Here is a 25,248-nt window from a genome sequence, read left to right as displayed (position 1 = left end):
CCATTCCGGATGCCCATATAATCCTTATGTAGCAAAAATGATTGGTAGTAAAAGTATGAAATGTGAACTATCGTTTATTACTCAGCTGCGTTTAACTCAGAAAGAATCTGATCAATTGTGTCACTCCACTTGCTCTGATACTCTGCTATAGCATCTTCAGGTGTCTTCTTGCCTGCAACAACCTCATTTACAAGAGTTGTCTTATCTGTGGCAAGATCAGCCTCTACCTCTGTAAGAGTCTCGGATGAAGCTGCTGCAGGAGCATCTACACAATTCTCTGTAAAGAACTTATTACCTTTCTCTACAAGGGAATCTGTATCAACGAACCCATTTGTCAGCGGCGCGATAACAAGTACCGGATCAAGAAGATTCTTCTTCCAAAGTGCGTTAGGATCGTTAGGTGTCTGCTTAAGATGGAATTCACCATCTGCAAAGCTGTATTCAGCCTTTTTCTCAGGATCATCAGCATTAAGAACAAATTCCTCTGCCTTTGTTGACCAGTGAACATCCTCAGCACCATAGGTCCAAAGTGTCTGAATCTTGTCTCCATCAAGCATTGTCTCAAGAAGAGCATCGAAGATAGCCTGCTCACGGCTGTTGTCTCCATCACCATCATCTGTGATTACCCATACAGGTGCTTCACGGTTAAGGTATCCGCCCCATGTATCCTTGATCTCCTGAATAGGAGCAAGCTGAACAAGTCTGTCATCGCCAAGTTCTGTATCTACATCATTCTTATCAAGATTATCTGTAAGTGTTCTAAGCCATGTTCCTGCCCAGTATGTAAATACACCTTCGGATGTAGCCTGGTCATTTGAGAACCACTTCTCTCTTGCTGTCTTAGTAGAAGCTTCCTCTGTATCTGTATCAATAACTCCGTCTGCATAGCCCTGAGCAAGTCTTGCAAGCGCATCTATAGTTGCCTGCTCCTGGAATCCGTCAACCCATGTGCCGTCCTTCTCATAAATTGCAGGATATGCTCCCTGCCAGAACTCAGGCATATAGTTTGTATAGGGTGCTTCATCAAATTTTCCAAAACCGGCTGCGATAACACCTGTCTTTCCATCCTTTGTGAATGCTTTAAGCATGTTGTAGTAATCATCAAAGGTCTTGATGCTTTCTGCATCTATTCCTGCCTCATCCAGCCATGACTGCTTAATATATGTAACGCATCCATTACCGTATGTAGGAGCAAAGCCATACTGCTCGCCGCTATCAAGCTTAAGGTTCTCATTGATCAGGGGAAGTGTAATTCTTGACTGGAATTCAGCATTGTCAAATGCATCTGCCATGTTCCAAAGAATGCCTGTTGTCTGATACTGTTTGAGCATTGTTGCGCTCATAATTAGTGCATCGGGATACTGTCCATCGCCGGGTTCTCCTGTTGTAAGGAGCTGAGCTACATTATCCTTATATCCTGAATGCTCAGGCTGATTGATGTGAAGCTTAATGCTCTTACCAAGCTTCTCGGAAATTGCGCTCTCCCACTGCTCTACAAATGCATCCTGACCGTTATCTACGTTAGCTGTAAGTGTTCCATCCACTGTTATGTAGAGGTCTGTAAGCTCATAATCGGATGCTTCTGCTGTATCACCTGATGCTTCCTCGGTGGAGCCTTCTTCTCCCGAAGCAGCTTCTGCACCCTCTTCAGTTGATGCTGCAGTCTCTGTCTTGTCTGCTGTTTCTGTTCCTGTTGAATCTGCGCTTGATCCCCCACATGCAGCAAGAGAAGCTGCCATGGTTGCAGAAAGCAAAATTGAAACCAACTTCTTTTTCATAGTTTTTCTCCTATACCCTTTCTCCTTCTTGGGGCATAATCAGCCATAAAAAGTGGCTGTGTGCCTTTTTCATGTGCCTTTGTCCCCTTGACAAGATGTATTATATCGGATTAGGAAAACCAAAAAAATGAATAACTTGTTCTCGACTTTGCAAATGTTGCTGTAATAAACTTTATTTGCAGTTATTGCTATTTTGTTGTAGAATCATATCTGCAAAAGAATCAAAAAGCCTGCAAGCAAGCCACCAGCTTGCTTTATTCATTTATACATATATATTGGAGATTTAAGATATGCGACGAAACTTAACCTCAAAGTATGATGATAGGCAGTACATGAAAGAGCTTGATTTCGAGCTATATTACTATCATGACACAAAGCCCACTACCAGAACTGGTCTTCATACTCATAGATACTATGAATTCTATTTTTTCCTGGAGGGCCATGCTGAAGCACAGGTGCAAAATGAACATTATATGCTTAGCTATGGTGACATTCTGATAGTACCACCTGGAATTACACATGGTATCTTTGTACGAGACTTAGAAGTACCTTATAGAAGATTTGATCTGTGGATCAGTAAATCTGCATTTGCTGATCTCGTAAAACTTGGAGAAGACTACAAATATTGCGTAAATAAGGCTTTAAACGAATCCAGGCATGTCATTCATACGGATCATATTACCTTCAACTCCATTCTATCCAAGCTTTTTTACATAATTGAGGAGGACAAGAGTGCCAGATTTGGACGTGAATGTCAGCTAAAAATAAGTGTTGCTGATCTTTTGCTAAAGATAAACCGGCTCGCCTTTGAGCAGTTTAATGACAAACAAATATCACAGGATGTGTTGTACCAGAATATATGTGATTATATCGAACACCATATAGATGAAGATCTCTCCCTGGACAATATTGCCAACCACTTTTTCCTTAGCAAGTTTTACATATCTCATGTTTTTAAGGACAATCTCGGAATTTCGCTGCATAAATATATAGCAAAAAAAAGGCTGCAATTGTGCAGGGATGCTATACTCAGCGGGGAATCCATGTCCTTTGCCTGTAATAATTATGGCTTTGACGACTATTCAAGCTTTTACAGAGCCTTTAAGAAAGAATTTGGCATCACACCAAGGGAACTTTCTAAAGCCGCCAAACAAAATAAATCTAATGCCCAGGCAACTCAAAAGATTATATATGACTAAAGCTTGTTAAGGCAATCAATAAGTAGTTTAAAGTAAAAGCAGGAGCATCAAAAACTCCTGCTTTTTTATATTGCGCTATATTGTCATTTACTGATTAGTTTTACCATATTATCTTCCGCCTTTCCGTTATAAGCATCTTCGGATAGGCGCTCACCGGATAAAAGCTTATTATTCATACATGTTCTGTCTTGTGTTAACGTAATTTTCTCTCTCTTTTTCCCGGTTCTCACTTATCAGGGTATCTTCATAGATATTATATCCGTCTATAGTGTCTACGAGCTTCACATCGAAATTTGTGATGTCCTCATCCAGTTTTTTGTCAGTAGGAAAAATTATATATCTGTCCAGATCAGCTCTTGTATAATACAAAAGCTCCTGGGTTTTCATTTCTTCTTCCTGCATTAATTTGAGAACTCCGGTGTAATATTTATGATCAACATAGTCTCTTCCGTAAGGCATCAGTATATTGGGATCATATTGTCTTACAAAGTAGACCAGTTCCGGAGTAAATGCAGCTTTTACTGTTCCTTCATCCTCTGTGGTTTTAATCCTGTCACATATATCTATAACATTTTGTGGCAGATGATAGATATTTTCCGCCTTATATACATATTCATTTGCATATACATACGAACCCGTGACTGCAATAATCAAAGCTGAAACACAGGCTGCAACATACTTTTTTACCGCACTATTAAGGCTGGCAATAAACTTGGTAAAAGCGTATGCAATAGTAACATACATGGGGATGATCCACAGAATTCTGTAATATGTATTGGCAGACTCAATCCCCGCGAGTTTTACAAACAGCTTCTTTGTTACAGGGAAAAGAAAGCCTGCTACTACAACAAACGGCATCGCTCCAAATACAATTTTCTTTCTTACATCAGATTCTTTTACTATCAAATAAATCGATGATATCAATAACAGAAGCCAAAAAATCATCCAAAGACTTCCGTTTTCAAGTCCACCATATCTCTTAAGGTCAACCCAGCATTCCCTGAAAATTCCGTACATATATCATCCTCACATAAGCTTATAAAGTACAACATAAACAAGATTTGGAATAACAGAAAAAAATGCTCCCAGAAGAACTGTCATTCGCTTTGAAGAATACAGCAATACAAGTGTAAGTAGCGCAACAAGTCCCGCTCCGAACATAACGCCCATTTCTGAACACATACCGGAAAACATGTTAACAAGAGTAAGCAGACCCCAGAAAGAAGCCTTCTGCGAAAGTGTCTTCTCTTCTCCCCCTGTTTCCTTAAACATCCATAAAAATATCAACAGGATAGCCGGAAAGGCGATACTTGTAAGCATGGACTTTCCCTGCCAGGTTCTCATCAGAAAGAATGTTGCCGGAGTATAGATCGATACATTTCCAAAGATCATAAGCATATTGACCATGATCATGAAAATCGGGATCATAGCGGTATTATCCGCAAATAGTACTTTAGCTATCTCATGGAAAATAAAATATACCAGTGGAATAATCAGAACCGGCCAGACTGTATATGTGACAATTGTCGAATGTACACCCGCAGCTTTTGCAATAAACGCTATCCACATCGGAATAGCTGCAAGCGCATGCCTTCCATCAACCGGAATGATTCCACCTTTATTGGGATCTACAGTATACATTGCGCCCGTTTTTTGTGCGATTATGGATTGAGTGACATAAAACGAATTGTCGCCGTCAAATATTCTGGTTGAAACCGCCATTACCATCTGAAAAATTACAAGAGCAAAAAATATTCCGTAAAAGATTCTGGTATCCGTGCTAAGGCTCTTTATATCTGGCTTTTTCAGCATATTCTTATCAAATCTGAAACAACCTGCCACAGCAAATAACAGTACCGCTAAAAGACAACCCTTGAAGCAAGTTTCAAAAGCATTAGGCTTGCTTGCAACGGTCAAAATACATAAGATGGATATTATCTGAATAATCCCGGAATAGATAAAAAAACCGAGTACAAAAGTAATACCCAGGGTTCTAAGTTCTTTTTTCAAAATAAATTTGAATAGTTGTCCCATACACATAGGGACTATGAGCATAAAAATTATAAGTCTGACTACAGACCATATTGTCATCAACATTTTTTCATACCTTCCCGCTAAACAATTCCCCAAGAAATAATTATATCAGCATGTTAAAAATCATCAATATGAATACGATAGTCACAAATGTGACCCTCGTTCAACAAAAGATATATATTCCCATATTCCCGGTCGGCTCCAAAGAGTGACGCAAAAACACCTCCGAATTAATGGTTTTAGCCACTAATTCGAAGGTGCATATTTTAGAATTTAATTTGTTTTAGTTTGCTTCTTCTCCGGTTACCTCGCCTTCTTCTGCTTCCTCTTCTTCCTCAAAATCATATACTGCCTTATTATCTTTCAAGGTAAATGGAACAGTCTCTGTACTAATAGTATTTCCGATCACATCCTGAATAACATAGGAATAACCATAGGTTCCGGAAGGAAGGTTCTTTTCTTCCACATGAAGATTCCTTGTTATTTCTATAGCCTCTCCCTTTTTATATATAAAATTCTTACTTATAGGGTCGATATCGGGATAAAGGAAGCTAACAGTCACTCCCTCAAAATCCTTTAGCGACCAAGTTCCTCTGCTCGGTATTTCTGTGTTTTCCACGTCATATTCACTCTTTAAAAATCCATATAGTTCATAGCTTGCTTCATCGTCTCCGTCACCCGGAAAATAAGCAAGCAGAAGTTTCATTATCTGACCCTGCAAATAATCTATAGGTAACTCACCATTATATTTATTGGGGTCAACTTTTTCTATATATACCGGAATAGAGTATCTGCTACATGACTGTGCCTCATTTTCTAGCTCCATATACAGATAAGAATTACCAAGTACAGGCCATTTACCATTAAACTGTGCAGGGAATTTTGCATCATCAAAACTGCCTCCCATTTCCGTACGGGTTCCCATAGGTTCAAGTGAACCATCCTTACCTATCTTGTAAAGCACATAGTCTATTGAAACTATACCCTGCATTCCATTAGTTACATTAAGAGTAAGGTCTCTCTCGTCATTAAGTGTAAGCTTTGTATCAACATGATATTCATCGTAAGTAATGTCAGGTACCCTTTTTCTGTTTTCATATACCCAGTCAGGAGCATCCCAGTCCATATGTACAGAATCAAGATATGCAAGATATGCACAGCTCTTGGATACACGCACAAATCTCTCAAGATTTCTTGCAAAAGCTCTGGTGCCATCGTAGTATGACAATCCATGCGAATAACTTCTTCCTGTACCTTTCACATTATGCTTTACTGCCTTCATGACTGCCTTCTGAAGGTTATTTGCTTCTGTTGTTATCAATCCGCTTCTTCTGGTCTTCTTGGCAAGGTCAACAATATCTACAAGATTATGACTTTTCCCACCATAATGCTCGGCTTTTTCTGTATAATACCTGAATTTGCTATATTCTTCAGGTTTGTGAACAAGTTGTAGTACCTTGTCGAAAAATGCGTCGAAGGCCTTTTCTACCTCATCTATTTCACTTAAGTCGATTACTGAAAATGTAAGCATTTTTAATGTTGATTCGTCACCTTCCTCAACATATTTTTGCGTAGTAACATCACAAAACTCATTACCAATTTCTCTTCCATCGCATTCGGGAACATCATACAAAAACTGAAGCCACTCTGTATATGCAGTTCCTTCGCCAGCCAGCACTTCCTCAGAAGCAGCCAGATACTTTGCATAATCCTTGACACATGAACACATCTCAATTGTAGCCATAAGGCAACAGTCAGTCACAATCAGTTCAAACTCTGTGCCTGCTCTTTTTAGTGCACTTTCCATATCATATAGCGTCATCAAACTATTCTCGTGCAATTCATCACAAATGAGACCTACTTCTGAACCACCGCCATGATCCCACATCACAAGCATATACTTCTCTGCGGGATACGTTTTTGTACTCCATGTAATAAAATCGCTGAGTGTATAACCTGAAGCCATGTTCTGAAGCGGTTTTTCATCTACCAGCACAAAGCCATCCTTACCATACTCAAAACGCTGTGTTTTTGTAGGGTCAGCACCTATGTCTATCTTATCAGTTTGCCACTTCCTGGTCCCTCCGGTCTGTATAACAACATTCACAGAGTCACTAGGCTCTGTTTTAGATATTTCATTCAAATTAAAGGAAGCTTGCCCGCCCTTCGACTCTAAGTCTGTTGCGCACAGATAGATCATAACGGTCCAATCTTTCTTGGATGCATTTTTTTCTGAAGTTTCTTTATCGTCCTTAGCTTCTTCCTTAGCTTCTTCCTTAGCTTCTTCCTCTTCTTCAGCGTCGTCTTTGCTCTCATCTGTAGTCTCTTCAGCAGACTCTTCCTGTACGTCACCTTCCGACGCAGCAAGGCTTACATTTGTGAAAGACATGCTCACCATAGCAGCAAGTGCCACAACTGATATCATTTTTTTCCAATACGAATATTTCATCAAAAACCCCCTCAAAATAAAACACAGCCAACAGTACATATATTATCTGACACTAATTATTATGAACTATCTGTATAAAAATCCGATAAATTGTACATTAATTTGTTATAAAAAAGTTATGTACAAAGGCATCCATTTTCCGCGATATATCAAATACGATAGTCTCAAATGTGACCCTCGTTCAACACATAACAAACTGCTTGGCAAATCCAGATGAAGTCAATGCCAGATGTTCATGTGCCTATAGCCCAATATGTTTAACTGTTAATAAAGAAATCAAATAAGGTCAAGTAGCCTAAATTGCCATTCGGGCAATAACTACGCGAAAAATGGTCAAACAGGGATTTCTCGCGTAGGAAATGACCACCTAAAAGCAATCGACTACGTGAAAATTGCTTAGGAATAGATAAGACTCGTAGGAAAGAGCTAATACGAAGGCAGAAACTACTTGATAAATACTAAAACCCAGGCAGGGACAAGTAGAAAAGACAATATTGCTGCTAAATCCTACGCGAAAATAGTCGAAAAAACAAAGTGGTGTTATTGCGTGAACAGATGGTGCTCAATTGAGAATTGGGTGGGCTCACAGTCCGAAATGATTATCTGCTATCTGGAATACAGCTGAAGCATACAGAAGTGTTGCTGCAAGTGCATTCCACTTTGAAATATTTGCTCTCATCTCAATACTCCTTTCAAAGTTTAAAACTATAATATTACTTGTTATCTTCCTGATCTTTGCGGCCCTCATCGTCATATAGGCCAAAAACAATTGCCCACAGGAATCCCATACAAACTCCCATCACCCAGCTGTGCATGGATGTGCCAAATGAAATTCCAAAAAGGAGACCTATAGAGACAGGAAATATCTTACTTCTTATGTCCGTTGTCGATTCGTTATTTTCGTGTTTCATGATCTTCTGACCTCCCTTCATGAATGAAATATAACTCGGGATCAGAATTCTAATACTTTATGCACCTGAAAAGAGCGGATTTACACTGATTTATACGAAAAAGAGCGATGCGAAACTTCACACCGCTCATACACGTATCAATCAATTTTAGATATAAATAGGTTATGTATGTTATATAATCAATCAAAAATTCTTTTGATAAATCTATATCGTTTGTTATAATATTTGCTTGAGGGGACGCTGTAATAATTCAGTATGAAGAAAAGTTAAGGGGAACATCAAAATGAAGAAATACTTGGGGAATCTTTTATTCTTTATCACATCACTTTTGTGTGTGATAGTCTTATTTGGATGCTTTTCAATTCATTCAAAGGCAGCTACTAAAATGAAACCGGCAACACAATTAAGGTTTGATGGAACAGCCGTTAAATATACAACCGGCTCAGCGGGCTATTATACCGTCGCTGTAACATACAAGACTGCATCCGGAAAAGAAATTTTACACGATGTGTCGAATATGAGTGGAAAAAGAGGTGCAAATGAACCGGACTGGATCATTAGTTTAAGGGTAGTCTGCACACATGAAGAAGTTGGCGAATATGTAATCTATGTATTTAATTCCAAGAACAAAATCCCAAATTACGATACCATCGAGCAGTATAAAAAGGATTCTCACCTGACAATGGCCAGCAAAAGTGTAAATGTCAAAAACAAGCTGAAAGTTCCTTCATTTACATCCATAAAGCCTGTTACTGTAAAAAAGAAAAAGTACTACAGACTAAAATGGAAAAAGAGAGCCTGCTATTTTGATATTGACGATGACGTCAGCGATATTGAGTCATTTTTCCTGGCAGATGGCAAGGATCACTACGATATCCCGGTAGAGGATTATACAAAGGAAGTATCTATAAGAGCTTATAGTTCACATCTGGAAAAGGATGTAGCATCTGATACTATTTATTTGACAATTCCCGGCTCAAAGGATGATGGTGTTTTAAGGTATAGCGTTTCCTTTTCATCAAATGGTGGAAGTTACGTTCCTGCCCAGAAGGTTGCAAAAGGCGCAAATGCAGTAAAACCGGCTAACCCGACAAAGGATGGTTATGTATTCGCCGGATGGTACGCTGATACGACACTGACTAAGGCATTCAATTTCAATACGCCTATAACATCAAATACATGTCTCTATGCAAAGTGGAAAAAAGTAGAAACTCCTGCCCCTGGTAACGACGAGCCCGTAGAAACAGATCCTGAAAAAGAAACTCCCGGGGATGACTCAGCATCTGGCCGTAATGTGACGGTAGAATCAGGCAAAGCTGCTCTTCCAATGACTATAACACAGAATGGCATCACCTATTACATAGGAGCAGATGGTATCGCTACGGTGACAAAAATAGGCGCCGTTAAAAAGGCTTCTATTTCCAATGTAACAGCAGACGGCGTAACATACCCGGTAAAATCTATTGCAGATAATGCCTGCAAGGGAAATAAGAAAATCAAAAAGCTTAAGATTGCTGATAGTGTAGAGTCTATAGGAAAGAAAGCTTTTTATAATTGTAAGAAGCTCAAAACTGTCACTATAAAAGCAAATAAGTCACTTAAGATAAAGAAAAATGCATTTAACAAGCTTGCAAAGGAATCAACTATTACTATAAAAGGAGCCAAAAAGGCAAAGCTGGGACAAAAGCTTCGCAAGCAGACAAATGCAACAGTAAATAAGAAATGAAATAAAACAGACCTTATCTGTAACAGTACAGATTAAGGTCTGTTTTTCATTTATCACGGATTACTGCTTTCAGTCCTTTGTAATACCACGAAACCACAACCAGGACATCTTTCTGTTAAGTAGATACAACACAGTGGCAATAGTAAATGCAATTATATATATGAGCAAAATGGCTCCTATGATCATCCACATCGGGAGTAAATCCGGATTTAGAAATGGATAGGGAATCATGCTCATTGGAATGACTTCTGTTGCAAACAGCTGGATTATGATCAGCCCGTAAATTGTGATGAACCATGTTCCATGCAGCCGCATAAGGGGCTTAATTTTGCCAATAGGTGAATCGTTGGTTACAAAGGAAATGATCATAAGCACTGGCATGATAGCATGTGTTACAAGTTCATCCCACTCATCAAGGGCAGATGGATCCCCCAGGCAAAATCCTATGAAAACCACTATCATTATGACTGCTTCCGAAACAGCGCAGGACAATCTTATGAAATACACAGGAATGTGGGTTAGCTCTTTTCCTGTAACCAGTTCATATATGTTGACTATGATGAATATGAATGAACCCGTCATTGTAAAAAGCGTTCCATCGACAGTAAGCCATCTAAGTGCGTATATACCTGCCTTTTTAGCAAAAACGAGATACATTGGAACAATTCCGATCATAACAATTATCATGGATATGAGGAGATTAATGGATTTTTTCAAGCGAAATCGCCTGTCAAACAGCTCCATTACCCCATCAAGTTTATCGTATTCACTCATTGAACAAATACCTCTTCATGCTTGGTGGTAATTCTATTATACCTTATTCTTAGTTCCCCTTTAACGGATTTATCATTTTCTGGAGCATATCCATGGCTTTCTTATATGACTCAGCCATCTCATTTGGGTCCTTTATTGTAAATTCTTTATCCTTTAGCCTGGTATCTCCATCAGAAAGCACGCCAACATACGTCGCTTCTTTCATAGACATATGTTCATTTTGACAGTATTCAATCACGGCTTCTGATGCATTTCTGCCTAACAGCTCTATTCTATCTTCGAAAAGTCCTACATTTTCATCAAAAAACTGGCTGTCTGCTTCCGATGCTATCACAAGCACCATAAATGAATGGAATTTCTCTTTTAGCATCTTAAGCTGTCTTGTAAGGATATCCCTGTCGGCATCCCCATAGTTTACGAAAATTGTTGAATAACAACTATTAGCCATTCTTCTGCTTCCCTCCCATATACTTTAATTATTTAGGCGTTTCGCAAACGCCTAATTATCTTTTTTCTGATGTGTACCAATACACTTTAACCAAATAGCTTTATTACATAATTAACTATGATTCCTGCAGAGCACCCTGCAAGTATAAGGAAAACAATTCCCACACCTATGCAGATGCGGCTCTCCATCTTTTTTCTTGTATCCTTTGAAAAATGGTTGCCGGTGACAAGAAGAAGGGTGCCGCCAATTAGGCCAGTTATAACCACTCCTACAAGAATAGCTGCGATAACCAGAAACACAGCCAGAATAATAAGACCCATAATTCCAATTAGTAAACTGAACATTCCTCCCATGATTCCTCCTAAAAATTTCTTTCGTAATAATGAATTTATCCACTTTTCTTTTCTTATCTACTTATTATACAGATGGGATGAGGAATTTGTCGCACCTTCATCCAAAAAACTTATAGATATTTCGCGGAAATCTAAAAAGGCCACCGACATTTCTGCCGGCAGCCTCGTACTTTTTATGAATTATGCAGCAACCTCTGTATTTTCGGTCTGCTTAGTCTCTATGGGCAGCTTCTTGTAAATAAATGCAGCAAGTGCCAGAAACACTACACACATAATAGCTGCTTCAATATTGCTAAGAGCTCTTCCCATAAGTGAAGGTAATGCAATAGCAACTGTATTATTGATAGCATGCATAATGATTGCAGGAACTACTGAATTATACTTATAAGCTACGAATGCAAGTGCCAGTCCCATGGGCATTGCATATATGCTCTGAAGCGGGTTCATGTGCATAAGTCCAAACATCACTGCTGAGAGGATGACACAACCTACAATTTCAAAAGACTTTTTTGAGTTCTTAAGCATTACTGCTCTGAATGCCAGCTCCTCGGCGAAGGGAGCAAGCAGTGCTACTGTAAGTACAGCGATAACCTGATTTCCACCTGAGATAAGTCCCATAATCTGACCAAGCAGCTCTCTGCTTCCGGGGATAAGGGCTGCAGTAACATTGGAAACTATTAATACAAATGCATAGAAACCAAGTGCAGCGCTGGCAAGGAATGCGATTGACTTTACATTTGCTATCTTCTTAAGACCTGATTCATAGGTTCCCTGCTTTTTATCTTTTCTTACGGATCCAAGGTAATACCAGAGACCGAATACTGCAATGCAGGCAATCTCTCCAACAAACTGTAATACAGTTAAGATTTCGGAAATGTAATCCATATATTCTGCCTGATCCTTAAAGGTTTCTCCTGTCTGAACATAATGTATATAAGACGCTCCGACTGATCCTGCAGCTCCGATCACTCCCTGAATTCCCAAAAACAGGAGCACAATTCCCAGTGCTACGAATATTGCTTTTGCTTTACTTCCCTTTGTTGTTTTCATACTCATTCTCCTTTTTCTTATAAAATTATTGTTATCAATTTGAGGTTAAAAAAATACTTCAATCCTACAGGCGATTCCGTATCATGTTTGCACGCTTTCCTTTGCCTGATGAAAACATGATAATTCGAAATCATTTCCGCAGATTGAAGTAAATCTTAACGTAACCTTATTTTTACATTATTTTCAAATCTTTATTCGTTCTGTGAGGGAATATCCTTTGTATCTTTACTTGAAAAGGGCATTTTCCTGTACATAAAAATTGAAAGTGCAAGGAAAATAACAACACAACACGCACTTACAACCGGTGGAAGCCCCGGACTAAATATCTGATTCAGTAATATCGCTCCGATATTGTTTATTAGGATCACCAGCATGCCCGGTACGACTGAATTAAACTTGTAAGAAATAAACATCATAACAAGGCCAAATGGGATTCCGTAAATTGTTTGCACCGGATTAAGCATCAACACAACAAACAGTATGGCAGGTATAATTATGCAGGCCGCCATCCCGAAGGATTTCTTGAATTTTTGCATTATAATACCCGGAAAGGCAAAGGCCGTTGCCATAGCTGATAATATAACCATTGATGTGATATTCATGGGAGTTACTTCCGAAACGTTTAACATTATGGTGGATAATAACTCACCGCTATCAGGAGATATCATTATTATCAGATCAGCAATATGTCTGTCAAAAAGTCCTATTGCCAGTGATGAAAACACTATAAAAGCAATGACTTTTGCATCACACATTTTCTCATGCCAGGGCTCATAAGTTCCGGCAAGCTTGTCTTTTCTTACATATCCCAGGTAATACCAAATTCCAAACAATACTGTACAGATTAAATTCGAAATGAATAGCATAAGCGGTTGCATGGCATTAATACTATTGAGCAAGGCTTCCTTATCCATGTTGTCTACAGACATGGTCAGGGATACAACCAGACTGATAATGATTGATACCGCCAGTTGTATCAGCAGGTAAAACAGTGTTATTGCTACTGCCTCCATTACTGTCTTAACCTTGTTTTCCTTTTTTGTTTCCATATTTTTTTACCTCTCTACATCCATTCCAAGGGTAAAGTAACTACAAAACTTTTGTAGCCATCATCCGAATTCTCATTATATTCGAGGCTTCCGCCATGAAGCTCGACAATTCTTTTTGCTACTGATAATCCAAGTCCGCTGCCACCGCTTTTCCCCTTCTTATAGGGTTCGAAAATGTGCTCCTTCATGTCTTCCTCCAGAAACGGACCATCATCTGAAAAGCTGATAATTACGCCATTTTCCTCTTTTATTGATACCCTGAAGGTAGTATTTTCAGGGTTATGCCTTATGGCATTATTGATCAAATTAGTAAAAACACGCTTCATCTGCTCAGTGTCATATTTACAGATGACTTTGTCCGGTATTTCAGGCTCAAGAATTATTTTCCTGTCCTCAAATCTGTAGAACATATCTGCAAGAATGCCACGAAGAAAACCCGCAATATTGCCTTCTTCCGGGAAAATCTTATAGTCTGTGTTTCCGTATTTTGCATACTCAAGCATGTCTTCTAGCTGGACATTGGCAGCTTTTATCTGTTGTTCGATTATAGTCAGATAGTGATTTCTGTCATCCTCAGAGATATCCTCCTCCTTGAGAAGTCTGGCATAGCCCATTACCATAGTCATGGGAGTCTTCAGATCGTGAGCAATCCCGGCGTATAACTGCCTGTTCTGTTCCTCATTCTGCTCTCTGATACTCTGAGCCTCTTTTAATTTCAAAACCATGTGGTTGAAGGCTTCTTCCATCTCTGCAAATTCAAAGCTGTCCTTTACTTCCATCTGCACATCAAGATTCCCAGAGCTTACCAGATTCATGTTATCTGCTATTTTTCTGGCAGGTTCCGAAATATTCTTTTCCAAAATATTGGACAGTCCCCAGAAAAGAAGGTAGGTCACAATCATGCTGGCCATGGTGATCTGAGTACCGAGATCTGTACTCATACCCTGACCGCCATATAAGCCGTCTATGACTCCCATCAGGAACTCCCTGATTTTATCTATAAATAGGATAAGTAAAAAAACATATGCCAGAATAATTATCAGGAATGTTTGGAGTTTTCTTTTATATTTAAGTCTCATTTTTCTTCCATCCGATATCCCAGCCCTCTGATGGTGTGGATATAATCATTTTCTCCGTCAGAGATTTTCGATCTCAGCTTACTTATGGCAACCATAATGCTGTTATCGTCCGGGAATTTGTCGCTTTCCCATGCTGCCTCATATATTTGATCCTTAGTGAGGACCTGTCCGATATTACTCATGAAAAATTCGGTCATTCTGTATTCCAGAGCCGTAAGCTCAACGGACTCATCATTTTTATAAAGGCGCTTCAATGATGGCTTGAGCTTTAGCGCCCCGCAAATGAGCTCCTTCCCTTCCTCCTGACGGTCATAACCGTAGCATCTGCGAAGGGTTGATAACACTCTTGCAGCGACCTCCATGGGATCGAAGGGCTTTACGATATAATCATCCGCACCAAGATTAAGTCCCTTTATCCTGTCAAATACATCACCCTTTGCGGTCAGGAAAAGCACCGGTACATTGCTCTGCTTCCTTATCTTTTCAACCAGCTCATACCCGTCCATGACAGGCATCATTATATCTGTGATGACCAGATCAAACTGTTCGGAATTGAACAGTTCATAGGCTTTGCTACCATCATATTCTTCCTTTACCGTCATTCCATGCATCTCAAGACATACTTTTAAAAGTCCTGCTATTTGAGGCTCGTCGTCAACGACCAGCACTTTGTACTTTTTATCCGCCATATATACTCCCTCTAACCCACTTTTTCATTTTTTATAATTTATAATACCCCTCAGTCATTTCTGTACATTTAAGTGAATCTTAACGTAACCTTAACCAATCTTTGCTCTTCCCATATTCTTATGTCTGGGGCAATAGTTTTCCAAGGCAGTCCGAAAGTACTTCTGCCGCTATACGATGTCCTTCCGGATCCGGATGAAGCCTTGCACTTACGTGAATACCTGTACAATCCGGGAGACGTAGATATACAACGTTATCATCATTTTCTGCATTAAATGTATCTATGATCTCAGATACATACTCTTCCATATCATTTCCCAGCATTCCATATGCCCAGATGATCTTGGATTTCGGATTATTTTTCCTTACAGCTTCAAGGAAATCGATTCCGCAGGTTCTAAAATTCTGCAGGAATTCATCTTCACTCCATTTGTCCAGCTTCATTGCACTACTGTCATTCGTGCCGAGGTTGATGATAACGGCATCCTTCTCATTATCTGTAAAGTTCCAACTATCCATGCATCCCAGCTTTTTGGCATCTTCAGCTATCTGCGCAGCACATACATAGGGATATACCTTCGGAAGTGAACACTCGGTACTACCATCCCAGGAAGCAAACAGGCCCTGTCCGCTCTGACTTAGAATGCTGTAATCCGCATCAAGCATTTTTGCAGTCATATATGCATAGGTGTTTACACTGTCAAACACCGTGGGAATCCATTCTTCACGCGTAAGAGCAAACGCTCCCTCGCCTGATGTAATGCTGTCACCCACAAATTCAAGGCTGTACTTTCTCTTCGTCACCGGAAGGAACTCCCCGTCAGTGTCAAAAGAGAATATTTTGATCACAGAGGCACACTCCTCCATCATGGACTGAGTGCTTCTCGCGATCCTGACATTAGTAGCATGAGCCTTATCAAAGCCGCGCATTATCTGATATCTGTGCCTGCCCTCCATCAAGGGGAAATGCATTATTCGCGCATCATCAATAAAAACATCCAGCCACAACTCAAGCGTTCCAAAAGTAGCCTCTATATCTGCATACAAATATCCGGCCTTTACATTTACTTCTATTCCGCTTCCGGTCCAGAACAATGCCGTACAATCATCTAATGAAGAACATCTTCCCCATATACGCTTATTTTCTATTTCTGATAATTTATATTCCATTTTCCATATCCTCCAAAAAACACCAGTTACTTCAAAATTGTAATTCTGAGTACCATATATAGCAAGAAGATAATTTTTGCAAAGGAGCCCGGAAAGCCTGCAAATAAGCTTCGCCAAAAGTCTGTCGGAGATGGAGTTATGGCATACTATGACATTACGGAGAAAACCGTATATGTGTGCTGCCAAACAAATAAGATACGTTTCAATTCCAACTCCGGAGACATGTTCCGCGCCTTTAAAGAAGCTGAAGTTATCGATTTTGGAAAAAACATAATTGACACTACTCCCATGACTAGTGGCTCCTGTTTTTTCCTATACTGCAGAAGAGTTAAAGAACTGGATCTTAGTCAGTTTAGAACACCAAATCTTACCAACATGTGTGAGATGTTTCATTTTTGCACAAATCTAAGGAAGCTGAATGTAAGCACACTGGATACCTCCAAGGTTACCGATATGCACTCCGTATTCCTGATCTGTCCTTCACTTTATAGTCTAGATGTTAGCAACTTCAATACATCCAAAGTAAAAGACATGTCTCAGATGTTTGAATATTGTGGTATGTTCAAAGCACTTGACCTGTCAAATTTCGACACATCCAATGTTGAAAATATGTATCGAATGTTTGCAAATTCATTAGCCCTTAATAGCGTCAATATCAGCAGCTTTAAGACTTCAAAGGTAACCAATGTCCAGGAAATGTTTTGTGACTGCACAAGTCTGGAACACCTTGATCTTCGGAGCTTTGATCTTACAAATGTTCCTGCAGAAAAAGCAGGCAGTTTCCTTGGAAATTGCAAGAATCTGAAGTATGTGGACGGTCCCGCTAAAACAAACCGCAAATTCTATTATAATGCGGATACTAAATCAAAATATCAGATTGGAAAAGTAGCACTAGACGATAACAAGGATGGCAAACCTGATTCAGGTGCACGCTACGATTACTTTTTGCAAGGGTCAGCAATCCACCGATACCTCTTCGTGGACCACATTGATAAATCAGAAAAGGATAAAGATCCTGAAAAAGACCCTGATCCCGTAGACGGTTCCGATGAGGATGAGGAAAAATCTCCTTCTGCAAGGGTTGATAATCCTTCTGCAGATGGCCAGTCTCTTCTTCCCATGACTGTTACTATTAACGGTGTTACTTATTACATCGATATTAACGGCATTGCTACAGTCACAAAAATTGACAAGGTAAAGAAGGCCTCCCTAAATGATGTTACAGTCAACGGAACAACCTATCCCGTAACTACCATTAGTGCCAATGCCTGCAAAGGAAATAAGAAAATATCATCTGTTACTATTGGCAAAAATGTAACAATGATCGATAAAAAGGCATTCTATAAGTGCAAAAAGCTAAAGAAAGTAAAGATTACCGCAAATAAGTCTTTAAAGGTGGGCAAAAATGCATTTAAAAAGCTTCACAAGAATGCCAAGATCACGGTCAAGGGAGTAAAAGGAAAATCCAAACAAAAGCTCATTAAAAAGCTTAAGAAACAGACTAATGCTGTGGTAAAGTAATATATTTCATTAGTATTCCTCATTTTACAACCTTGTCTAAATTAAAGATTGCGAACGCGCACGGCGAGTTTCGCAAATACCTAACTTTAAATTATAATTATCCACTATTCTTATGAAAAATAAAAGATGGCGGTACCAAATTGCCGTTAAATAATACGCGAATCTCCGTTTACAGTATTCTCGGATTTAATCAATAACATCATTCTGAAAACGTGACAAATGCTCAAATGGCAGAATCAGTCTGCCTCTATAAAGTCCGCAACCATCATTTATCAGACTGTTATTGATTGCACCAAACATGTTGACGTCAACCTTAGAAAGGTCAAGCTGTTGAAGGAGCATTCCTCGCTCATAGGCTTCATCAAAATAAATGTTTTCACCCTGTGGAATCTTGTCTCTTCTTGCACGTTCTTCCTGTTGGCGCTTTTCATAACCAAGATGGTTAGCGGGGCCTATCTCTGCATAATCATCCATGTCCTTTGTGCGAAGCTGCACTTCGACATAACTTCTTGATTCATTATCATATAGAGTAATGTGGAGTGATTGATATCCATACGGACTTGGATTGTATATATAGTCCCTAAAATAAGGTCGTACATGGTCATCGAGTTTTTCCGAAATACCATCGTTGAAATTCGATACTTCTGCACTAAAACCGCGCATTTCAAGGAAGTCCGGAATCATGTTTGCAAGCTCATAAAGGCTCCTTAGCTCTATCTTCTCGCGGTCATCTCCTTCCTTCAGATGACATTTAGGCATGGAAATCACGATACGGTAAGCAATGAGATCCCTGAAATGTTCTATCCTGCCCTTTATCTGAGACAATTCCGGATATGTCCCATTCTTTTTATAGTAATCATAGATAGTCTCGACAATATACGCATTGAATTTCTCTTCCGCTCTGATGAGGGATTTGATTCTTCCTTTGAAAGTAAAGGCCAGCTGCGGATATTCTTTTGTCATGTACTTATACAGCTCCCTGATCCTCTGCGACTGGGATGTGAGGAAGTCGTTATGTACCAGAAGCTCCTCCATTCTCAAAAGAAAATTGCTATGAAACATATCAACTGTATTCCCGGTTTCTATGGAAGACTTTTTCAAATCTTCAGAATACAGCCTTATTATTTTAAGAACCGTGTCACCCTTATACAAATAATCATTCAGTGAAACCATAAGCTCCCCCTTCTTTGCCATGACCTAATGTCGTTATCTGCATAATTCCCATAAAAAAAGGCAAAGATGCCGTAATTAAGCGCCTTTGCCTTCTCTACCAATATGATAACACAATTTTTATGATTTTCGCCAGCATGAATAAAATTCCGCCTTGTTGGACAACCCCCTGTATACTTATAAACAGATAAGGACGACACACAATTGTTTATCAGTTTCTCATGAGGGGGAGATAACCTGATTAAACAACTACAGACCCATCGCAAAGGCAGCGTGTGCTTTACCGGAGCAAAAGGTCTGAATCTTATCTAAAACAAGTACTTCGGTGGCGATGCTTCACCTGAAAGTACTAATATTTCCGTAGTAAGAGTGACGCGTGTTTCACTTAAGACTTCGGAAGAATCAAAAAGCGGCTTTCGAGCCGCTTTTTTGATATTAATACAATATGAAATGATTATTAAAAAAATATAGATACGACCTTTTAAGGAAAATATTATGTATAATTATTTTGCTGCGAATAGAGACTTTGTGAAATTATATTTCAGAGGTTGACACGTATGTTTAAAATGTGCTATTTTTTCACATCACATCACATCACATCACATCACATCACGTAGCGGATTCTGCCCTCAGCACAAGGCGGATTATACAACTATGTTAAATTACCATCAGGATGATAAGCGATTTTTACGCATATATTCTTGATGGTTTTTTTAATATTTTTCTTATAGGAGGTCAATTTATGAGTGAAAGAAAGAAAAGTAACAACAAAATGATTAAGAGAATTCTTAGTGGCGTTATGGCTTTCGCCATAGCGCTGAGCATGTGCATGGTGGCAATGCCAACGAGGGTGTTGGCAGATGAGCCAGTTAAAGGTGGTTTTTGGGTTAACGATGGCAAGCTTATTAATACAACCCCTTCAGATCCAACCAAAAATGTTATATATGCTCAAGGAGTAGACGTAATAGATCCAACAACCATAATGGAGTATTCCAATAACACTCTAAAAATAAAAAAAGGCATTACTATAGATGCTTCTATAGATGGATTATGGATTGCAAAGCCTAACCAGACAATAGAATTATCAGAAAATAACACATTTTATCTAGTAAACATAGAAAATACCGCTAATTGTGTAACCATAAAAATGACTCAAGGATCTTCAGTAGAGATTAAATCGGTTACATACTATGATCCTTCCCCTTCTACACCTATGTCTCTTCAAGAAGCAGTAACCGCTAAACATATTAAGGTTGAAAATGGCAAAATTGAAGACACTAAGATTGTTTATGATGGAGATACTCCTACGCCCGATCCCGATCCTACTCCCTCCGATATCAAAGTTGATGATGAAGTATCAGAAAAAGGCAAGACTCCTGCAGAGGCACCCACCTACAAGGTAACCAAGAAGGATGGTAACACAGGCGAAATAACCTATGAGAAGCCCGCTACAGATGCAGCAAACGTAAAAGAAACTGAGGAAATTCCTTCTGAAGTAGTTCTTGGCGATGGCAACACCTATAAGGTAACAAAAGTTGCTAAAAGAGCTTTCGCAGACGCTCCCGGCAAAGAAAAGATTAAGGAAATCAAGGTCGGTGAAAACGTTGATGAAATCGGAGAAGAAGCATGCAAGGGCCTTCCTTCACTTGAAAAAGTAAATCTTGGAAAGAACGTTAAGAAGATTGATAAAGGCGCATTTGCAAATTGCGGAAAGCTTAAGAAGGCTGATCTTCCCGCTGATCTTGAAGAAGTCGGTGAATCCGCATTCGAAAGAACAAACCTTCCTTCCGCTAAATTTGGCAAGAAGGTAAAGAAAGTCGGAAGAAAAGCATATTACAAGTGCAAGAAGTTTAAAAAGCTCACTGTAAAGTCTAAAAAGCTCACCAAGAAGAGCCGCGTTGCAAAGAACGCTTTTGCCGGAACAAATAAAAAGTTTAAGGTAAAGGTTAAAATATCTAACGCAAAGACTAAAGCAGCTACAATCAATGTTTTCAAGCAGAAAAAGATTGGTTACAAGCCTACCTGGACAGTAAATTAATTTTATAGATAGCTGATATGATATGGAGCGAGCCATAGGCTCGCTCCATAATATTTGCACCCAATTTGGGACAAAGAATGCTATAATAATTGCCTGAGGGGAAAAAGTTTTAAGGGGAATCATAAAATGAAGAAAGTAAAAAAGAATCTGTTTATCTTTATCACAGCCATGCTGTGTCTATTATTTGTGCCAAAAGGGACAAGTATCACATCCCATGCAGCTGCAGGGGATCTTGTTACTGGAAGTGAATTTAACCAGACAATTAAATCATTTACTAACAGTAATGTTACATGGTCTACTCGTGACTATACTATCAAGAAGATAATTTTTGCAAAGGAACCCTCTAAGCCTGCAAATAAGCTTCAGCAAAAGTCCGTCGGCGTTGGCGTTACAGCTTACTATGACTCTGCGGAGAAAACCGTATATGTGTGCTGCAAAACCAATAAAATACGCTTCAATTCCCGCTCTGGAGATATGTTCTGCTCCTTTGAAGCAGCTGAAGTTATCGATTTTGGAAAAAACATAATTGACACTACTCCCATGACTAGCGGCTCCTACTTTTTCAGGTGCTGCAGGAATGTTAAAGAACTGGATCTTAGCCAGTTTAGAACACCAAATCTTACCGGAATGTGTCAGATGTTTCATTGTTGTACAAGCCTGAAAAAGGTGAATGTAAGCACACTGGATACCTCCAAGGTCACAGATATGCAGTCCGTTTTCATGACCTGTCCTTCACTTGAAAGTCTTGACGTTAGCAACTTCAATACATCCAAAGTAAAATGTATGTTTCAGATGTTTGAATATTGTGGTCAGTTCAAAATACTTGACCTTTCAAATTTTGACACATCCAGTGTTGAAAGTATGTATCGAATGTTTGATAGTTCAAGTTCCCTTACAAGCATCAATATCAGCAGCTTCAAGACTCCAAAGGTAAAAGATGTCCAGGAAATGTTTTACGGCTGCAATAAGCTCAAATATCTTGACCTTCGAGGCTTTGATCTTACAAATGTTCCCAAAGAAAAATCAGGCGGTTTTCTTGGAAGATGCGATAGTCTGCAGTATGTGGACGGTCCCGCAAAAACAAGCCGCAAATTCTATTATGATGCTGATACTCAATATGTATCAAAATGCCAGATTGGTAAAGTAGCAATAGACGATAACAGGGATGGCAAGCCTGACTCAGCTGCTAGATATAATTACTTTTTACAGGGAAAAACTATCCACCGCTACCTCTTCGTGGACAACATTGCCAAAGCAAAAAAGGATAAAGAACCAGAAGAACCCAATCCTGAAGACGATCCGGCTGAGAATAATGAAACAGCTCCATCTGCAAAGGTTGATAATCCTCCCACAGGTGAAAAGTCTATCCTTCCCATGACTGTAACTGTTAACGGTATTACTTATTACATCGATACTAACGGCATTGCTACAGTCACTAAAATTGATAAAGTAAAGAAGGCATCTATAAATGATGTTACAGTAAACGGAACAACCTATCCGGTAAATAGCATTAACGCCAATGCCTGCAAGGGAAACAAAAAAATATCATCCGTTACCATTGGCAAAAATGTAGCAAAGGTCGATAAAAAGGCTTTTTATAAGTGCAAAAAGCTCAAGAAGGTAAAGATTACCGCAAACAAGTCATTCAAGGTGGGCAAAAATGCATTTAAAAAGCTTCATAAGGATGCCAAGATCACAGTCAAAGGAGTAAAGGGAAAATCCAAACAGAAGCTCATTAAAAAGCTTAGAAAACAGACTGATGCCATAGTAAAGTAAAATTACATATTTTCAGCAAAACGCCCCACAACTCTTAAAATTATCTGAGTTGTAGGGCGTTATTAAATTCATCCAATTTCTTTCTTCAATACTCTCCTCTTAAATGCTCTAATTCTTGCGCCATATCTGCTGGACATCAAAAGCCCCGCAAACATCATACCAACTGCCATTCCTTGGATTAAAGATGTAATAATCCTAACCAGATGATACTCATGATAAATCGTCGAATCCACAAGCAGCATATATGCCACAATAAGAAGCATTCCTATGGCATTGCATATGCGTATGCGTTTGTTGTACTTCTCGTTCTCTGTATTTGTGTAATCTACTGCCTGTAAAACCGTATCCTTTACTTCTTTATTCATATTCTCGCTTTTCCTTTCTCCATCGAGGATCTCTCGAAGATTAACTTCATAATAGTCGGAAAGTTCAATTAGAAGGTCAATATCCGGCATATTGTTTCCGTTTTCCCATCGAGATACTGTTCTGCTTGAGACTCCAAACTGCTCTGCAAGCTGTTCCTGGGTAAGACCTTTCCCCTTTCGAAGCTCTTTTAAAAAGCCTCCTATCTTTTGCTGGTCCATATTGCTTTATTTCCTCCTTCTGAAAAAATCCTATCAATCATGCCTTGTTGCGAACACGACATAAAGCGAGAAAAATGTCATTTTCGCTACCCGACATATCTTGTCCTCCTCATTAGTATTACTGCTTCTTCGTTTAAATTATACTATTGATAAGCTTCTATGATGAGCTGTTTTCATAGTTTTTACACAAAACAGTCACTTTCTCTTACGATTTGGGAGTTATGATAATACTCAATTAAGAGAGTACCCCCTCTCTTAACCCCCTCATAAGAATAGAAAACTTTTCTTCAAACACATAGGCTGGCAACTCCCGTGACAAGGTGCCAGCCTTCTTTCATTAATCGACTAAACAGAAATATCTAATGCAAATATGATATTAATTTCTGTCTATTCTTGTACAATTTTAATCAAAATGCTCTGTATCATTTTTTAAAACCCAAAAGGCTTATAGTTCCGCTTGGTCAACACTCAAAAACTCATCTGGAGTTTCTTTCAAAACAGCCAAAAGAGGAATTTGCTATCGACCATATTGGTCAACAGAATTGTGGCATTTACGTCCTATTATTGCCTTGTTATGACACTTATGTCACTACTATATTGAAGAGATTACGTCAGTTCTGACAATTATCTCTTAATCGGTTGCTCTGCGGAATGCATGTTGAGGAGACGGTTACGTCTATTCGCGAAGAATTATTCTGACTGATTGACCTCCCGCCCCGCTTGCAGATAAACCCTCTCCGATCCAACAAGAAAGAATGTCGCTTGCGACATTCTAGCGCCGAGCGCGGTTGCTGAAGGCAACATATTCCTATTGCGCGAGTGCGCATCCATAGCGGAGCGCTTTTAATGATATAGGAATTTCGGAGAAATTTCCTATATCATTAAAAGAGCATCGCAACCAGCGATGCTCTCCCACTCATAAACCTCTATCATTCACTCTTTATATGCTTTACAAGTGCAATTCTAAATCCAGAAGGTGAAACCATTGTTGCTTCCTTGGAGCTCTGTGTATCCAAAGTATCATCTCCACGGGTATTGGTGAATCCATGTTCCTTCAGAATATTATACGCTGCATCAAAATCATCTACATTTATACGAATAATCACATAATCCTGCGGAACTTCGTCCACCTGAGCTATATCTATGTGGAAGCCTTCCTCATTTTCCATACGAGCAGTTGATACTTCTCCGCTTCCCGTCTGAGTAACCGGACTATGTGTCGTTGCAAATCCAAGTGCCTCGAAGACTGAGATTGCTGAATCTGCATCTTTAGATACGATAAGTGGATCAAATGTTGTAATATTCATGGTCATCCCTCCTCTTATAACTCAATATAATTCAATAACATCTAAACTATAAGCCTTTATACCCATCATTAAAACAAACCCACCATTAAAATTTCCTAAATTAAAATTTTATAAAATGCTCTGTTGCAAGAAAAAGTAGTGCTAT

General features: G+C 39.1%; 21 protein-coding genes. 5 read left to right on the top strand and 16 right to left on the bottom strand.

Going from position 1 to position 25,248, the window contains the following annotated elements; genetic code table 11:
- Window positions 1–77: 77 nt before the first annotated feature.
- Window positions 78–1,778 (bottom strand): hypothetical protein, encoded by a 1,701-nt coding sequence (locus tag G601_RS0110510; protein WP_026492174.1) that lies wholly within the window; start codon window positions 1,776–1,778, stop codon window positions 78–80.
- A gap of 290 nt (window positions 1,779–2,068) precedes the next feature.
- On the opposite strand from G601_RS0110510, the gene G601_RS0110505 reads away from it, so the two are divergent.
- Complete coding sequence (locus tag G601_RS0110505) at window positions 2,069–2,977, top strand: helix-turn-helix domain-containing protein (protein WP_026492175.1); 909 nt, start codon at window positions 2,069–2,071, stop codon at window positions 2,975–2,977.
- 168 nt (window positions 2,978–3,145) lie between these two features.
- Here the strand turns inward: G601_RS0110505 and G601_RS0110495 are convergent, their stop codons facing one another.
- From G601_RS0110495 to G601_RS0110475, 4 genes are all read right to left on the bottom strand, one after another.
- Complete coding sequence (locus tag G601_RS0110495; protein ID WP_026665318.1) at window positions 3,146–3,994, bottom strand: hypothetical protein; 849 nt, start codon at window positions 3,992–3,994, stop codon at window positions 3,146–3,148.
- 9 nt (window positions 3,995–4,003) lie between these two features.
- On the bottom strand, window positions 4,004–5,068 hold the full coding sequence (locus G601_RS0110490; protein ID WP_255346198.1) for a DUF6077 domain-containing protein: 1,065 nt from the start codon (window positions 5,066–5,068) through the stop codon (window positions 4,004–4,006).
- A gap of 226 nt (window positions 5,069–5,294) precedes the next feature.
- Entirely contained in the window at window positions 5,295–7,460 is a 2,166-nt protein-coding gene (locus tag G601_RS0110485) for a clostripain-related cysteine peptidase (protein WP_026665316.1), read from the bottom strand.
- 713 nt (window positions 7,461–8,173) lie between these two features.
- Entirely contained in the window at window positions 8,174–8,371 is a 198-nt protein-coding gene (locus tag G601_RS0110475) for a hypothetical protein (protein WP_026492179.1), read from the bottom strand.
- 283 nt (window positions 8,372–8,654) lie between these two features.
- Here G601_RS0110475 and G601_RS0110470 point away from each other — a divergent pair, with 283 nt between their 5' ends.
- On the top strand, window positions 8,655–10,097 hold the full coding sequence (locus G601_RS0110470; RefSeq protein ID WP_026665315.1) for an InlB B-repeat-containing protein: 1,443 nt from the start codon (window positions 8,655–8,657) through the stop codon (window positions 10,095–10,097).
- A 69-nt stretch (window positions 10,098–10,166) separates the two neighbouring features.
- On the opposite strand, the gene G601_RS0110465 is transcribed toward G601_RS0110470, so the two are convergent.
- The 8 genes from G601_RS0110465 to G601_RS0110430 all read right to left on the bottom strand — a co-directional run bounded on the left by G601_RS0110465 (window position 10,167) and on the right by G601_RS0110430 (window position 16,707).
- A complete protein-coding gene (locus tag G601_RS0110465) occupies window positions 10,167–10,871 on the bottom strand; it encodes a hypothetical protein (protein WP_026665314.1) in 705 nt (234 codons plus the stop codon).
- 49 nt (window positions 10,872–10,920) lie between these two features.
- On the bottom strand, window positions 10,921–11,319 hold the full coding sequence (locus G601_RS0110460; protein WP_026665313.1) for a hypothetical protein: 399 nt from the start codon (window positions 11,317–11,319) through the stop codon (window positions 10,921–10,923).
- Between the two features lie 86 nt (window positions 11,320–11,405).
- The gene (locus tag G601_RS0110455; RefSeq protein WP_196812559.1) at window positions 11,406–11,663 is read right to left on the bottom strand and encodes a hypothetical protein; all 258 of its coding nucleotides are present in this window, start codon (window positions 11,661–11,663) and stop codon (window positions 11,406–11,408) included.
- Between the two features lie 189 nt (window positions 11,664–11,852).
- Window positions 11,853–12,722 (bottom strand): CPBP family intramembrane glutamic endopeptidase, encoded by an 870-nt coding sequence (locus G601_RS0110450; protein ID WP_026665312.1) that lies wholly within the window; start codon window positions 12,720–12,722, stop codon window positions 11,853–11,855.
- A gap of 191 nt (window positions 12,723–12,913) precedes the next feature.
- Window positions 12,914–13,771 (bottom strand): CPBP family intramembrane glutamic endopeptidase, encoded by an 858-nt coding sequence (locus G601_RS0110445; protein ID WP_026665311.1) that lies wholly within the window; start codon window positions 13,769–13,771, stop codon window positions 12,914–12,916.
- 14 nt (window positions 13,772–13,785) lie between these two features.
- Complete coding sequence (locus G601_RS0110440) at window positions 13,786–14,748, bottom strand: HAMP domain-containing sensor histidine kinase (protein WP_196808863.1); 963 nt, start codon at window positions 14,746–14,748, stop codon at window positions 13,786–13,788.
- A 98-nt stretch (window positions 14,749–14,846) separates the two neighbouring features.
- Window positions 14,847–15,539: a response regulator transcription factor gene (locus G601_RS0110435; protein ID WP_026665309.1), complete on the bottom strand. Its 693-nt coding sequence runs from the start codon at window positions 15,537–15,539 to the stop codon at window positions 14,847–14,849.
- 118 nt (window positions 15,540–15,657) lie between these two features.
- Window positions 15,658–16,707, bottom strand: coding sequence for an SGNH/GDSL hydrolase family protein (locus G601_RS0110430; RefSeq protein ID WP_026665308.1), 1,050 nt, complete (start codon window positions 16,705–16,707; stop codon window positions 15,658–15,660).
- Window positions 16,708–16,845: 138 nt separating this feature from the next.
- Between G601_RS0110430 and G601_RS25015 the strand changes: the two genes are divergently transcribed.
- A complete protein-coding gene (locus G601_RS25015; RefSeq protein ID WP_026665307.1) occupies window positions 16,846–18,228 on the top strand; it encodes a BspA family leucine-rich repeat surface protein in 1,383 nt (460 codons plus the stop codon).
- Between the two features lie 186 nt (window positions 18,229–18,414).
- Here the strand turns inward: G601_RS25015 and G601_RS0110420 are convergent, their stop codons facing one another.
- On the bottom strand, window positions 18,415–19,401 hold the full coding sequence (locus G601_RS0110420) for a guanosine polyphosphate pyrophosphohydrolase (protein ID WP_026665306.1): 987 nt from the start codon (window positions 19,399–19,401) through the stop codon (window positions 18,415–18,417).
- A 739-nt stretch (window positions 19,402–20,140) separates the two neighbouring features.
- Between G601_RS0110420 and G601_RS0110415 the strand changes: the two genes are divergently transcribed.
- Together G601_RS0110415 and G601_RS25010 are read left to right on the top strand one after the other, a co-directional pair.
- Complete coding sequence (locus G601_RS0110415) at window positions 20,141–21,436, top strand: leucine-rich repeat domain-containing protein (RefSeq protein ID WP_026665305.1); 1,296 nt, start codon at window positions 20,141–20,143, stop codon at window positions 21,434–21,436.
- A gap of 126 nt (window positions 21,437–21,562) precedes the next feature.
- Complete coding sequence (locus G601_RS25010) at window positions 21,563–23,212, top strand: BspA family leucine-rich repeat surface protein (RefSeq protein WP_026665304.1); 1,650 nt, start codon at window positions 21,563–21,565, stop codon at window positions 23,210–23,212.
- Window positions 23,213–23,280: 68 nt separating this feature from the next.
- On the opposite strand, the gene G601_RS0110405 is transcribed toward G601_RS25010, so the two are convergent.
- Together G601_RS0110405 and G601_RS0110400 are read right to left on the bottom strand one after the other, a co-directional pair.
- The gene (locus G601_RS0110405; RefSeq protein WP_026665303.1) at window positions 23,281–23,796 is read right to left on the bottom strand and encodes a helix-turn-helix domain-containing protein; all 516 of its coding nucleotides are present in this window, start codon (window positions 23,794–23,796) and stop codon (window positions 23,281–23,283) included.
- Between the two features lie 929 nt (window positions 23,797–24,725).
- The gene (locus tag G601_RS0110400) at window positions 24,726–25,103 is read right to left on the bottom strand and encodes a VOC family protein (RefSeq protein ID WP_026665302.1); all 378 of its coding nucleotides are present in this window, start codon (window positions 25,101–25,103) and stop codon (window positions 24,726–24,728) included.
- Between the last annotated feature and the right edge of the window lie 145 nt (window positions 25,104–25,248).

The organism is Butyrivibrio sp. FC2001, assembly GCF_000424125.1.
Taxonomy (GTDB): Bacteria; Bacillota; Clostridia; order Lachnospirales; family Lachnospiraceae; genus Butyrivibrio.
The sequence above is the reverse complement of the archived record's forward strand: the minus strand, read 5'-3'. Positions and strand labels throughout refer to the sequence as shown.

Coding starts and splice junctions, on each gene's coding strand:
- G601_RS0110510 (WP_026492174.1), bottom strand. CDS start 1,778: ATGAAAAAGAAGTTGGTTTCAATTTTGCTTTCTGCAACCATGGCAGCT.
- G601_RS0110505 (WP_026492175.1), top strand. CDS start 2,069: ATGCGACGAAACTTAACCTCAAAGTATGATGATAGGCAGTACATGAAA.
- G601_RS0110495 (WP_026665318.1), bottom strand. CDS start 3,994: ATGTACGGAATTTTCAGGGAATGCTGGGTTGACCTTAAGAGATATGGT.
- G601_RS0110490 (WP_255346198.1), bottom strand. CDS start 5,068: ATGACAATATGGTCTGTAGTCAGACTTATAATTTTTATGCTCATAGTC.
- G601_RS0110485 (WP_026665316.1), bottom strand. CDS start 7,460: ATGAAATATTCGTATTGGAAAAAAATGATATCAGTTGTGGCACTTGCT.
- G601_RS0110475 (WP_026492179.1), bottom strand. CDS start 8,371: ATGAAACACGAAAATAACGAATCGACAACGGACATAAGAAGTAAGATA.
- G601_RS0110470 (WP_026665315.1), top strand. CDS start 8,655: ATGAAGAAATACTTGGGGAATCTTTTATTCTTTATCACATCACTTTTG.
- G601_RS0110465 (WP_026665314.1), bottom strand. CDS start 10,871: ATGAGTGAATACGATAAACTTGATGGGGTAATGGAGCTGTTTGACAGG.
- G601_RS0110460 (WP_026665313.1), bottom strand. CDS start 11,319: ATGGCTAATAGTTGTTATTCAACAATTTTCGTAAACTATGGGGATGCC.
- G601_RS0110455 (WP_196812559.1), bottom strand. CDS start 11,663: ATGTTCAGTTTACTAATTGGAATTATGGGTCTTATTATTCTGGCTGTG.
- G601_RS0110450 (WP_026665312.1), bottom strand. CDS start 12,722: ATGAAAACAACAAAGGGAAGTAAAGCAAAAGCAATATTCGTAGCACTG.
- G601_RS0110445 (WP_026665311.1), bottom strand. CDS start 13,771: ATGGAAACAAAAAAGGAAAACAAGGTTAAGACAGTAATGGAGGCAGTA.
- G601_RS0110440 (WP_196808863.1), bottom strand. CDS start 14,748: ATGGGAGTCATAGACGGCTTATATGGCGGTCAGGGTATGAGTACAGAT.
- G601_RS0110435 (WP_026665309.1), bottom strand. CDS start 15,539: ATGGCGGATAAAAAGTACAAAGTGCTGGTCGTTGACGACGAGCCTCAA.
- G601_RS0110430 (WP_026665308.1), bottom strand. CDS start 16,707: ATGGAATATAAATTATCAGAAATAGAAAATAAGCGTATATGGGGAAGA.
- G601_RS25015 (WP_026665307.1), top strand. CDS start 16,846: ATGGCATACTATGACATTACGGAGAAAACCGTATATGTGTGCTGCCAA.
- G601_RS0110420 (WP_026665306.1), bottom strand. CDS start 19,401: ATGGTTTCACTGAATGATTATTTGTATAAGGGTGACACGGTTCTTAAA.
- G601_RS0110415 (WP_026665305.1), top strand. CDS start 20,141: ATGAGTGAAAGAAAGAAAAGTAACAACAAAATGATTAAGAGAATTCTT.
- G601_RS25010 (WP_026665304.1), top strand. CDS start 21,563: ATGAAGAAAGTAAAAAAGAATCTGTTTATCTTTATCACAGCCATGCTG.
- G601_RS0110405 (WP_026665303.1), bottom strand. CDS start 23,796: ATGGACCAGCAAAAGATAGGAGGCTTTTTAAAAGAGCTTCGAAAGGGG.
- G601_RS0110400 (WP_026665302.1), bottom strand. CDS start 25,103: ATGAATATTACAACATTTGATCCACTTATCGTATCTAAAGATGCAGAT.